The sequence below is a fragment of the Mariniflexile sp. AS56 genome (genome assembly GCF_030552475.1).
Taxonomy (GTDB): domain Bacteria; phylum Bacteroidota; class Bacteroidia; order Flavobacteriales; family Flavobacteriaceae; genus Mariniflexile.
The window spans coordinates 136,900-149,983 of sequence record NZ_JAUPED010000001.1 but is presented as its reverse complement, the minus strand read 5'-3'; the positions used below and the strand labels follow the sequence as shown (position 1 = coordinate 149,983).

Below are 13,084 nucleotides of genomic sequence, written 5' to 3'. Positions count from 1 at the left end.
TTTTAGTTTCTTAAAGGTTTTCCTGTTTTTAACATGTGTTGAATACGCTCTAAAGTTTTACGTTCTGTACATAAACTTAAAAAAGCTTCACGCTCTAGGTCTAGTAAATATTGTTCACTTACTAAAGTGGGTTCAGATAAGTCTCCACCTGCCATAACATAGGCTAATTTATTTGCTATTTTATGGTCGTGTTCGCTTATAAATTTTGAAGCTTCCATAGAATCGGTTCCTACTAAAAACATACCTAAGGCTTGTTTTCCAAGAACTTTAACATCGGTTCGTTTTACGGGTTGTGTATAACCAGTTTCGGCCATTAGTTTAGCATGGGCTTTCGCTGTAGCTAATTGTCGGTCTTTGTTTACAACAATGATATCTTTTCCTGGTTGAAGTATGCCCATATCGAAAGCTTCATAAGCTGAGGTTGCCACTTTGGCCATACCAATAGTTAAGAAGTATTCTTGTAAGGTGTTCAATTCCACATCACCTTTCTTAAAGGAATCTGATGCGCGTAAAGCCATTTCCTTGGAACCGCCACCACCAGGGATAACGCCAACTCCAAATTCAACTAAACCAATATATGTTTCGGCTGCAGCCACCACTTTATCAACGTGCATTGATAATTCACAACCTCCTCCAAGCGTCATACCATGAGGGGCAGATACTGTTGGGATTGATGAATAACGCATGCGCATCATCGTATCTTGAAAGTATTTAATGGCAGCATTTAATTCGTCATATTCTTGTTCAACGGCCATCATGAAGATCATGCCTATGTTGGCGCCAACAGAGAAATTTGCGGCTTGGTTTCCAATAACTAAACCTGCAAAGTCTTTTTCAGCAATTTCTACCGCTTTATTTAATCCAGCCAAAACATCGCCACCAATGGTATTCATTTTAGATTGGAATTCACAGTTTAGAATGCCATCGCCTAAATCTTCTACAACAACCCCTGTGTTTTTAAATACTTCTTTAGATTTTCTAATATTATCTAAAATAATGAAGCCGTCTTGTCCAGGTATTTTTTCTTGTGATTTTTTAGGAATATCATAATAATGAGTCGTGCCATTTTTTACAGAGTAGAACGATGTGCTACCTGAAGCAAGCATATCATTTACCCAAGCTGCTGGTTCTAAACCTTCAGCTTTCATGATGTCGATACCTTTAGCAACGCCTACAGCATCCCAGATTTGGAAAGGACCATGTTCCCAACCAAAACCAGCCTTCATGGCATCATCTATTTTATATAATTCATCTGTGATTTCTGGAATTCTATGTGATACATATGAAAACATAGCCGCGAAATTTTTTCTATAAAAATCACCTGCTTTGTCTTTTCCAGAAACGAGCACTGTAAAACGATCAATAACTTTATCGATGGTTTTTGTTAGCTCGAGTGTAGCAAATTTCGTTTTCTTGGTCGGTTTATATTCTAAGGTGTTTAAGTCTAGTGCTAAAATGTCTCGACCTTCTTTTTTATAAAAACCTTGTCCTGTTTTGCTTCCTAGCCATTTATTTTCCATCATGGTGTTGATGAAGTCTGGAAGTTTAAAAAGTTCATGAGCCTCATCGTTAGGGCAATTTTCATGAATACCGTTAGCAACATGCACTAAAGTATCTAACCCAACAACATCTACCGTTCTAAAGGTGGCAGATTTTGGACGACCAATAACAGGTCCTGTAAGTTTATCAACTTCTTCAACCGTTAAGTCTAGTGCTTTTACTTGGTGGAATAAACTTTGAATTCCAAAAATTCCAATTCGGTTACCTATAAAGGCGGGAGTGTCTTTAGCAACTACCGATGTTTTTCCTAAAAATTGTTCACCATAACCATTTAAAAACTCTAAAACAGAAGCATCGGTTTTGGGTCCAGGAATGATTTCAAATAATTTTAAATAACGAGCAGGGTTAAAAAAGTGTGTCCCGCAGAAATGCTTTTGAAAATCTTCCGAGCGTCCTTCACTCATAAAATGAATTGGAATACCAGAAGTGTTCGAAGTAATTAACGTACCTGGTTTTCTGTGTTTTTCTAATTTTTCAAAGACTATTTTTTTTATGTCTAGGCGTTCTACAACAACCTCCATAATCCAATCTACGTCTTTTACTTTAGCGATGTCATCATCTAAATTACCCGTAGTAATTCTTTTAGCGAAACTTGAATGGTAAATAGGGGATGGTTTCGATTTTAATGAAGCTGTTAAAGCATCATTAACCAATCGGTTTCTTACTGCTTTATCTTCAAGTGTTAAACCTTTAGCTTTTTCAGCAGGGGTTAATTCTCTAGGAACAATGTCTAGTAATAACACGTCTACGCCAATATTTGCGAAGTGGCATGCAATACCGCTACCCATAATTCCAGAGCCAATAATGGCTACTTTTTTAATTCTTCGTTTGCTCATTTTAAATTACTTGTCGTTTTGATCGTAAATTTTTTTGTTAGATATTAGGTCGTTAATTAAATCGGCCACTTCATAGAAACTTTTTAGTTTTTCTTCTGAAATATTCTTTTTTATAGCCTCATTAAAGGTTAAAACCCTGTCTTTTGAGTAGGCCCGTTGTGCATGACCATACGCAGTAAGGTGAATAATAACACCTCTTCCGTCTTCTGGGTTTGGGCGGCGTTCTATTAAGCCTTTTTGTTCCATGGTTTTTAAAATCCTGGATAAGCTTGTGGCTTCCATTCCCATTTTAGGACCCAATGCTGTTGAAGGCGAACCATTTTCGCGGTCTATACTAAGTAATGTAAACCCAGTAGCCATGGTACTTTCAAATTTTGAGGCTTCTTCGTTGTACATTTTTTGCACAGATAGCCATGTGGTCCTTAATATATAATCTATTGTTTTGTCTGTCATCTGGTTATTTTATTATAAAATGCTAAGATGAAAAGCAAAAACTATATGTTGTTTGAGAGTATTTATATGTTCTTTCATTTCATATATTTTGGTTGGTTGACTCAAATATATGAAAATTTATTATGCATGCATAATAAATTTAGATAAAATATTTAGTTTTAACTATAAATTATAGTTACGGTCTGTAAATATTTTCGATAAGGGCTGCGTATTTTTCTTTAATTATCTTACGCTTTAATTTCATTGTTGGTGTTAAATGGCCTGCTTCAATAGTCCAAACATCTGGTGTTATTTCAAACTTTTTTATTTGTTCCCAATGACCAAAACAGCTATTCGCTTTGTCTATTTCACTTTGAATACGTTCTAATAACGTTGTGTTTGTGATGAGGTCGCTGGTGTTATTGAAAGCTATATGGTGTTTTTTCGCCCAGTCTTTAACAAAATCAAAATTAAGTTGTATTAAAGCGGCAGGCATTTTTTCACCTTCACCAATTACCATAATTTGCTCTATAAAAAGAGATTGTTTAAATTGATTTTCAATAAGTGCAGGCGCAACATATTTTCCGCCAGAGGTTTTAAACATTTCCTTTTTTCGGTCGGTAATTTTTAAGAAACCATCAGCATCAAATTCACCAATATCCCCAGTGTGAAAATAATCGCCTGTCATTACCGAGGCTGTTTTTTCAGGATCTTTGAAATAGCCAAGCATAATATTAGGTCCTTTGGCTAGAATTTCACCGTCTTCGGCAATTTTAACTTCAACATTATTAATGGGTTTTCCAACAGTTCCTATTCTGAAACCACCATTTCGCATATCATTTACGGTAATTACTGGCGAGGTTTCTGTAAGTCCGTAACCTTCCATAATAGGGAGTTGGGCTGCTGCAAATACCCGTGTTAATCTAGTTTGTAAAGCGGCACTACCAGAAACCATCAGGTCTAAATTACCACCTAAACCTTCTTGCCACTTACTAAAAATTAGTTTCCTAGCTATTTTTAACTGGAATTCGTACCAAGCACCATTTTTACCGTAAGGTTCAAACTTCAAGCCTAAGTTTAAAGCCCAAAAGAATAATGCTTTTTTAATACCTTTTAAATCGGCTCCTTTAGCCACTATTTTGTCAAATACCTTTTCGTATAAACGCGGAACGGCGGTCATAACGTTTGGTTTTATCTCTTTTAGGTTGTCGCTCATTTTGTCAATAGACTCCGCAAAATAAACTTCAACACCACAGTATATATATAAGTAAAGGATCATACGTTCAAAAACGTGACAGACAGGAAGAAAGCTTAAGCCTTTTGATTTTCCATAATGAAATGGCACCCGTTTTTCGCTATCTAGAACATTACTAACTAAATTATTATGAGAAAGCATAACGCCTTTTGGTCTACCGGTAGTCCCTGAAGTGTAAATTAATGTTGCCAAATCTGAAGGTTTAACAGCATCTTTTCTAGCTTGTACTTCTGTTTGGTTACTGGTGTCTTGACCTAAAGTTAAAACATCGGTCCATTGGTTTTCTCCTTCAATAACATCAAACGTATAGATGTTTTTTAGTGCCGTTTTATCCTTTATGGCGTTTAACTTTTTAAGAACTTCAACATCTGAAACAAAACAAAAGGTAGCTTCGGAATGATTTAGAATGTATTCATAATCTTCTGAAGCGATGGTTGGGTAAATAGGTACATTTTGTGCCCCCGTTTGTAGTACACCAATATCTAAAACATTCCATTCTGTTCTGTTTGTAGAAGAAATAACAGCTATTTTATCATTCGGTTGTATTCCCAAACGCAATAAACCTCTGCTTATGGCATTGGCTTGATTGATGAATTCTTGAGTAGAAATAGATTTCCATACACCATTATATTTCGTAGTGAAAGCTTTTTCTAAATTGTACGTATCTAATTGATGGTAAGGAAAATCAAAAATTCTAGTAATATCTGCCATTGGTTCGTTGGGGGTTTCTTGTTATGCAAAGTATGAAAATAAAATATATTTTCAAATTGTTATAAAAATCAAGTAAAAATAGCATAATTCTTAGTATATATGCCTAAAAACTATTCTTTTATAATTCTAAAGGTTTCAAAAGTTGCTGTATCATGCGCTTTTAAAATATAAACACCCGTTGGTAAATTGGATAGATTGATAGGGGTGTTGCCTTGAGAAACACCTTGTTTTATCAATTTACCCGCATAATCAAAAATTAAATATTCGTAATTCTCAAAAGTTAGATTCTTTAGGTTGATGACGTCTCTAGTAGGGTTGGGATATGCATAAGGCTTGTTCACCAATTTAATGGTGTTATTAGCAGATAGCTCCGTTTTGGCTTGAGATAATTCCGTGTTTACACAGGCTACATCTAGATAACTTTGTAAATCGTATGTGTCATGTGTTTTTTCATAACCTAGCTGCTGTGCTTTTTGCAAAAATTGGCAAGATTTGGCATAATCTCCTAAGTCAAAATATATAACACCAAGATTTCGATATGCAAACGAATTGTCCTTGTTTATGCTTAAAGCTTCTTCTAAATCGATTATTCCTTTATGTGTGTCGCCTAATTTGTGATATAACAACCCGCGTGTGGTCCATAAGTCTCTTTCTGCTGTTCCTGTGCTTCTTTTATAAATACTTGCTTCATTTTTTATTGCAGTATTGACATGAGTCATGGCTTTTTCGTAATCTTCTAAATCTGTATAGGCAACGGCTAAAAGCCAATTAGCAAAAGAATGGTTGGGTACCATGGCTTTGGCTTTGTTTAAATATTCTATTCCCAACCTGAAAGATTTAACTTTTACCAAATAGGCGCCTAAGTTATGGTATAGCCTACTTTCTTTGGGAGAGGCTTTTAAGGCTTTAAGTTTATAATGTATGCAGTGGTTTTGCATTTCATAACCTTCGTAAATAGTGGCTAGGTTATCATAAATGTTTCCTAACATTTTTTCAGGAATCTGCTTGTTTTTAGAGAGTTTTGGAATGTTTTTTTCTATTTTTTTAAAATCGTTAAGTGCTAAAACATGGTCGCCAAGAAAGTTTCTAATGTTGGCTCTAGTAAAGTATGCTCTGAAATCGTTGGGGTTTTTGCTGAGCTTTTCATTGAGCGCTTTCAAGTCGCTATGTGCTTTTTTTACTTTTTCTTCGTTTTTTTTATTGAAATCGATGGTATGATCGGTTCTTTCAACGAGTTGTCCTTTTGCAAATTCCCAAGTTGTTAATTTCTCACCAGACTTATTAAATTTATAAGACAATCCATGGAATTGTCCATTCAAATAATGAAAACTCTCGTTTAGTTCACCTGATTGATAGTAGGTTTTTAGGCTGTCTAATTTCTTGTCATTTCTATACCACCTTTCAATTGATGTAATGCCATCTTTAAAAAAGTAACGTTTAATCTCATCTTCTTCATCTTGTGCGAATAAGAAAATAGGGGCGAGTAACAGAGAAATATAAACTAGGTTTTTCATACCGGTTAGAAAATTCTACTTTAATAAAAGAATTCTTACTAAAGTAGATTTTTTTTTCATGTGCACCTGTTTTTATAAGTTATTTATTATCCAGTTTTTTTACTTTCATAACAAAAACACCTATTCTCTTATTTAATCCAGTAATTGGAGTTACTAATTGAAAATAAGTAGAGTCTTTTATAACTTCTTGATTAATAGTGTTGGTGAATTTAGAATCAACAAGACCTTCATCTTTCTTGTCGGTAGAAATGGTGATGGTGTTTGTTTCAGAATCTATAAACTGTAGTTTTTCAATGCTTTCATTTTTAATGAAGTCGTTAAAGAATTGGTTTACTTGGTCGGTGTTTTCTCTTAATAATTCACTTCTAATAGCCCATGAAAAAGTTTTGGCTGTTAGTTGCAATCGGTTACTGTTTAAACTATCTAATTTTAGTTTGTAGGTGCTTTCAATACTTGCTTTTTCAGTTGTAAAACTATTTCTAAGCAGTGCCATACTAGCGTAATGCCAAATGATACTAGACATTAAAAGCACTATGAGTAGTACATAGTATTTGTGTTTTTTAAGAAACACCCCTATTTTGGAAGGTGTTTTGGTATTGGACTCTATAGAATCTGGTTTGTTTTCTGTTGTTTTCATAATTGTAGTATTTGAAGTTTAGACGGTACAATTATGTTCAGGTCACTTTTATAGATAGTAATTATTATATGATCCACGCACAGGTATTCATGAAGCTTTGAAGTTGTTTAAAAAGTAGGTTTTAAGTTGTATGTAAACGAACTGGTGAGTCTCTTTTAATTCGATTATTGAATTAAATAAGTCCTTGAAGCATGCTTTTGTTTAGGAGTTCTACCGAATTTTTACAACCTGATTTTTTACTAATATTGTTACGATGTTTTTTTACAGTAGCTTCACTAATATGAAGTATATTGGATATGTTTTTGCTGGAAAGGCCTTTAGAAATACATTTTATTATTTCAATTTCACGTTTGGTATAAGTTATGTAATTTCCAAAAGTAGGGGTCATTTCGATATTCATGTAAGACATAAATCCGTTCAGCCCAATCAAGGATATTTGATTCGTGTTTACTTTAGTTAAATGACTAATATTTGTGTGAATGTTTAAAGCTTTACCAAAACGGCCACTTTCATCAACAGTAAGTACAATAGCTTGATGGTTTAAGAGCTCATAGTTCCCGTTTTTCATTTTACTTCTGAATGAATAATTAGATTTATAGTGTAATATCTTATCTTTCCCTATGTTTTTGTACAAGAAATCGATATTTATATGTTCTGCCTTTGCCACAAAATCCATATCATCAGGGTGAATGGTGTTTAAAATAGTATCAAAAGTAACCGTTTCAGGGTCGAGACCATGAATGTCATAAATTGATGGGCTCACGTTGGACAGTGACATATCATAAAAATCGATGATATAAAAATAAAAGGGCCCAATGCTAGTTATCGAATTAAGAAGTTCTTCAAAGTTTAATTTAGGTAAGACAGTGCTATGAATGGCGGTTTTATTAACGTAGTCCCAAACATTTTTGAGTTTATCAATTTCTGTACTCATACATTATAGGGTTATTATGAGATTCACCGAAGTGAATTTAACATAAAAACCGCAATCTTCAATATGATAGAGTGTGATATTTTTTTAAATAAAAAGAGCATCTAAATTTAGATGCTCTTTTTATTAGTTATTTTCTAGCCAAAGTCTAGCATTCACAAAGGCTTCAAGCCAAGGTGATACTTCGTCTTTTCTGTTCTCTGGGTAGTTTGCCCAGTTCCATTGGAATGTAGAACGTTCAATATGTGGCATAGTTACTAAGTGACGACCTGTTTTATCCGTTAATATAGCGGTATTAAAGTCAGAGCCATTTGGGTTGTTAGGGTAGCCCTCATAACCGTATTTAGCAACAATATTATATTGGTCTTCCGTATTAGGTAAGTTAAATTTACCTTCACCATGAGAAATCCAAACACCTAAAGTAGTGCCTTCAAGTGTTGAAAGCATTACGGAATTGTTCTTTTGTATGTTTACTGAGGTAAAGGAACTTTCATGTTTATGCGAATCATTATGACCCATTTTACCATGAACCTCGTGCTCTGGGTTAATAAGTTCTAATTCCATCCATAATTGACATCCATTACAAATACCAACAGATAGTGTGTCTTCTCTTTTAAAGAAGTCATTAATAACCTTATTTGCTTTTTCATTGTACTTAATAGCACCTGCCCAACCTTTAGCAGAGCCTAAAACATCTGAATTAGAGAAACCTCCAACAGCACCTAAGAACTGAATGTCTTCTAGTGTTTCACGACCCGAAATTAAATCGGTCATATGTACATCCTTCACATCAAAACCTGCTAAATACATAGCGTTTGCCATTTCACGTTCCGAGTTGGATCCTTTTTCACGAAGAATAGCTGCCTTTGGGCGTTTGCCTTTAAAAGCTTCTAGTTTTCCTGTGAAATTTTTAGGAAATGTATATTGAAGTGGTTGATTTTTATAGTTATTGAAACGATCTTCAGCTAAGTTGTTAGCCGTTTGTTTTTGATCTAATAAATAAGAGGTTTTATACCAAACATCCCTTGTTTTAGCAACATCAAAAGTGAAACTGTCGTCGTTGTTTTTAATAGTTACATTTCCAGTATTGTTAACAGAACCAATATTGAAAAACTCGATATTGTTTTCAGATAAAACAGTTTCTACAGAAGCATCTGCTTGAAAAACAATTCCTGAATTTTCAGCAAATAAAACCTTTATAGAATCTTCTTCATTTAATTTAGAAAGATCGAAATCGGCTCCTAAATTGGTGTCAGCAAAACAAAGTTCTAAAAGGGTAGTGATTAAACCGCCAGAAGCCACATCGTGTCCTGCCTTAATTTTATCTGCTTTAATTAAATCTTGTATGGTGTTAAAAACGGTTTTAACAAAAGCTGCGTCTTTTACATTCGGAGCTTCATTTCCAATCGCATTTAATACTTGGTTGAATGAGCTTCCTCCTAATTTAAACGCATCTTGCGAGATGTTGATGTAATAAATAGCACCGGCATCTTGTTTTAAAACAGGTTCAACAACTTTAGTGATATCGTTACAATTGGCTCCCGCTGAAATAATAACGGTTCCCGGAGAAATAACATCTTCATTCGGGTATTTTTGTTTCATTGAAAGTGAATCCTTTCCCGTTGGCACATTGATACCTAAATCGATGGCGAATTCAGAAACAGCTTTTACAGCTTCGTATAAACGAGCGTCTTCACCTTCGTTTTTACAAGGCCACATCCAGTTTGCCGATAAAGAAACGGCTTGTAAACCATCCTTTAAAGGTGCCCAAACCAAGTTGGTAAGTGCTTCGGTAATGGCGTTTCTACTTCCTGCAGCAGGATTAATTAAGCCAGAAATAGGGGAGTGACCAATAGAGGTGGCAACACCTTCTTTTCCTTTAAAATCGAGCGCCATAACCCCCACATTGTTTAAAGGTATTTGTAATGCACCAACACATTGTTGTTTAGCAACTTTACCACCAACACAACGGTCTACTTTATTAGTTAACCAATCTTTACAGGCTACAGCTTCAAGTTGTAAAACTTGCTCTAAATAGATTTGTAAATTTTTGGTTTTATATCTTGGGTTTTTGTAATTTCTAGCAATCGTTTTATCTGTTAAGATGGTTTTCGGAGAACTACCAAACATGTCTTCTAAAGCTAAATCCATAGGTTTATTTCCTTTGGTTTTAGATTGAAATGTAAAGCGATCGTCTTCAGTAACATCACCAACCGTGTAAATAGGTGAACGTTCACGCTCGGCAATACGTTGTAAAGTGTCAATATGCTTTTCAGAAATAACAAGACCCATACGCTCTTGAGATTCGTTACCAATAATTTCTTTATCAGAAAGCGTAGGATCTCCAACAGGTAAGGCGTCTAAATCTATGTTTCCACCCGTATCTTCTACCAATTCAGATAAACAATTTAAATGTCCACCAGCACCATGATCGTGAATAGAAACAATGAAATTTTCATCGCTTTCTACCATGCCACGAACCGCATTGGCTGCACGTTTTTGCATTTCAGGGTTAGAACGTTGTACTGCATTTAATTCAATTCCAGAAGCGAAAGCGCCAGTATCTGCAGAAGAAACGGCTGCGCCGCCCATTCCAATTCTATAATTTTCTCCTCCAAGAATAACAATTTTGTCACCCTTTTTAGGTGTGTCTTTTAATGCTTGTTCTGCTTTACCGTAGCCAATACCACCAGCTTGCATAATCACCTTGTCGTATCCTAATTTTCTAGCTTTGGAGTCGCTTGCAGATCCGTTTTCGTTGTGTTCAAAAGTTAAAACAGAACCTGTAATTAAGGGTTGGCCAAATTTGTTCCCGAAATCTGAAGCTCCGTTTGAAGCTTTGATTAAAATATCCATAGGTGTTTGGTATAACCAGTCTCTGGCTTCAAACTTTTGTTCCCATGGGCGATTTTCTTCCAATCGAGAATATGAGGTCATGTAAACGGCCGTTCCCGCTAATGGTAACGAGCCTTTTCCACCTGCAAGTCTGTCTCTAATTTCACCTCCTGCACCTGTTGCAGCACCATTAAAGGGCTCTACGGTTGTTGGGAAGTTATGTGTTTCCGCTTTAAGCGAAATAACAGATTCGAAGTCTTTTAGTTGGTAATAATCTGGCTTGTCGGCAGTTTTAGGTGCAAATTGCTCTACAACTGGCCCTTTTACGAAAGCCACATTATCTTTATATGCTGAAACAATATCGTTTGGATGTGTTTCGGATGTTTTTCTAATTAATTTGAAAAGTGACGTTGGTTTTTCTTCACCATCAATCACAAAGGTGCCGTTAAATATTTTATGACGACAGTGTTCTGAATTTACTTGAGAGAACCCAAAAACCTCAGAATCTGTTAACGGACGCCCGATTTTTTTTGCTACACCATCCAAATACCCCACTTCTTCTTCACTTAAAGACAAACCCTCTTTTTGGTTATAAGCCGCAATGTCTTCAATATTTAGAATAGGTTCTGGTTGAATGTTTATAGTGAATGACTCTTGGTTTAAACCTTCGAATTTTTCAGAAATCATTGGGTCGAAACCTTTAAAGTCTTCCGTAGAAGCTTGGAATTCTTCAATGCGAATAATATCAGAAACCCCCATGTTTTGGGTAATCTCAACGGCATTGGTACTCCAAGGTGTTATCATGGCTGCACGAGGCCCAACAAAAAAAGCATCGAGAGATGCTTGTTCTATTTTTGGCTGGTTGCCAAATAACCACGTTAACTTAGCGATGGTTTCGGTTGATAATTCTTTTGTTGTTTGAACAGCAAATACCTTGCTGGTTACGTCTCCAAAGAAATGAATCATTATGTATTGATTTGTGTGTGTTTAAAGAATGTGCAAATTTACTTTTTTTCGGCGTAAAACCATATAAATATTTCTAGGAAAATTTAGAGTTATTCACTGGGTTTTAAACATAAAAAAAGCGACTCGTTAAAGTCGCTTTCGTTTGTTAAGCTTTTCTTTCTAAAAGCGCCATGTAAAATCCGTCAAAACCAGATTTGTGGGAGAGCACTTTATTGTCTTTTATAAGTTTGAAATTTGTTCCAGCCTCCGAGGTTAAGAATTTCTCAACTTGTTCTTGATTTTCAGATGGTAATACCGAGCAGGTTGCGTAAACTAATTGTCCGCCCACTTTTACCATTCTAGAATATTGCTGTATAATTTCTTGTTGAGTTTCTTTTATTTTGTCAATAAACTCAGGCTGTAATTTCCATTTGGCATCTGGATTTCTACGTAAAACGCCTAATCCAGAACAAGGTGCGTCAATTAAAACGCGGTCTGCTTTGTCATATAGTTTTTTAATAACCTTTGTAGAATCGATAACGCGAGGTTCAATATTATGAGCCCCGTTTCTTTTAGCGCGACGCTTCAATTCATGGAGTTTATTGTCATAAATATCCATGGCTATAATTTGCCCTTTGTTTTCCATGAGCGAGGCAATGTGAAGTGTTTTTCCACCAGCACCTGCACACGCATCAACCACACGCATACCAGGTTGCACGTTTAAATATTCGGCAACCAATTGTGAGGATGCATCCTGCACTTCAAAATAGCCATTTTTAAAAGCTTCAGTAGAAAAAACATTAGCACGTTCTTTCAATTTTAAAGCATTGGGATGGTTTTCTAAAAAATCGGTTTCAATATCTAAATCAAACAATTCTGTTTGAAGCTTTTCTTTAGTTGTTTTTAGTGTGTTTACTCTTAAAACAACATCGGCTTGTTGGTTTAGAGCTGCTATTTCTTTATTCCAAACAGCATCACCTAATTCTTTTCGGCCAATTTCATCCATCCAATCTGGAATAGATTCTTTAAATTTTCTGATTTTAGAAAGTTCATCAAAGCGGCCTTTAATTTTACGTAAAGGTGTGCCTTCAAAATATTTCCAATCGGGTAATTTAATGCCTTTTAAGGTTGCCCAAACAGCAAACATGCGCCATAAGTTCTCGCGGTCAAACGGTTCTTTTACTTCAGCAATTTCTGCATATAGACGTTTCCAACGTACAATGTCGTAGGTTGTTTCTGCAACAAAAGCACGGTCGCGAGCGCCCCAACGTTTGTCACGTTTTAATAGTTGTTGAATAACTTTATCGGCATACTTTCCTTCATTGAAAATTAAGGTTAAACCATCAATAACCGAAAAGCATAAATTTCTGTGTAATCGCATTTTAATCAAATAAGGTTGCAAAGTTACGTTTAATTCATCAATAAATT

At 35.2% G+C, this 13,084-nt stretch carries 8 protein-coding genes; all 8 read right to left on the bottom strand.

The features are described from left to right. Positions 1-2: 2 nt before the first annotated feature. The 8 genes from Q5N74_RS00670 to Q5N74_RS00635 all read right to left on the bottom strand — a co-directional run bounded on the left by Q5N74_RS00670 (position 3) and on the right by Q5N74_RS00635 (position 13,037). Positions 3-2,396: a 3-hydroxyacyl-CoA dehydrogenase/enoyl-CoA hydratase family protein gene (locus Q5N74_RS00670; protein WP_304386737.1), complete on the bottom strand. Its 2,394-nt coding sequence runs from the start codon at positions 2,394-2,396 to the stop codon at positions 3-5. 6 nt (positions 2,397-2,402) lie between these two features. Further along, positions 2,403-2,849 carry a MarR family winged helix-turn-helix transcriptional regulator gene (locus Q5N74_RS00665; RefSeq protein WP_304386736.1) on the bottom strand — a complete coding sequence of 149 codons (447 nt, stop codon included), beginning with the start codon at positions 2,847-2,849 and terminating at the stop codon, positions 2,403-2,405. 175 nt (positions 2,850-3,024) lie between these two features. After that, on the bottom strand, positions 3,025-4,794 hold the full coding sequence (locus tag Q5N74_RS00660; RefSeq protein ID WP_304386735.1) for a long-chain fatty acid--CoA ligase: 1,770 nt from the start codon (positions 4,792-4,794) through the stop codon (positions 3,025-3,027). Positions 4,795-4,904: 110 nt separating this feature from the next. Then, positions 4,905-6,308: a T9SS type A sorting domain-containing protein gene (locus Q5N74_RS00655; RefSeq protein WP_304386734.1), complete on the bottom strand. Its 1,404-nt coding sequence runs from the start codon at positions 6,306-6,308 to the stop codon at positions 4,905-4,907. 79 nt (positions 6,309-6,387) lie between these two features. Beyond that, positions 6,388-6,945, bottom strand: a complete 558-nt coding sequence (locus tag Q5N74_RS00650) for a hypothetical protein (protein WP_304386733.1) — start codon at positions 6,943-6,945, stop codon at positions 6,388-6,390. Between the two features lie 172 nt (positions 6,946-7,117). Beyond that, a complete protein-coding gene (locus Q5N74_RS00645; RefSeq protein WP_304386732.1) occupies positions 7,118-7,879 on the bottom strand; it encodes a LuxR C-terminal-related transcriptional regulator in 762 nt (253 codons plus the stop codon). A gap of 123 nt (positions 7,880-8,002) precedes the next feature. Continuing rightward, entirely contained in the window at positions 8,003-11,677 is a 3,675-nt protein-coding gene (gene purL / locus Q5N74_RS00640; protein ID WP_304386731.1) for a phosphoribosylformylglycinamidine synthase, read from the bottom strand. Between the two features lie 145 nt (positions 11,678-11,822). After that, positions 11,823-13,037 (bottom strand): RsmB/NOP family class I SAM-dependent RNA methyltransferase, encoded by a 1,215-nt coding sequence (locus Q5N74_RS00635; RefSeq protein ID WP_304386730.1) that lies wholly within the window; start codon positions 13,035-13,037, stop codon positions 11,823-11,825. Between the last annotated feature and the right edge of the window lie 47 nt (positions 13,038-13,084).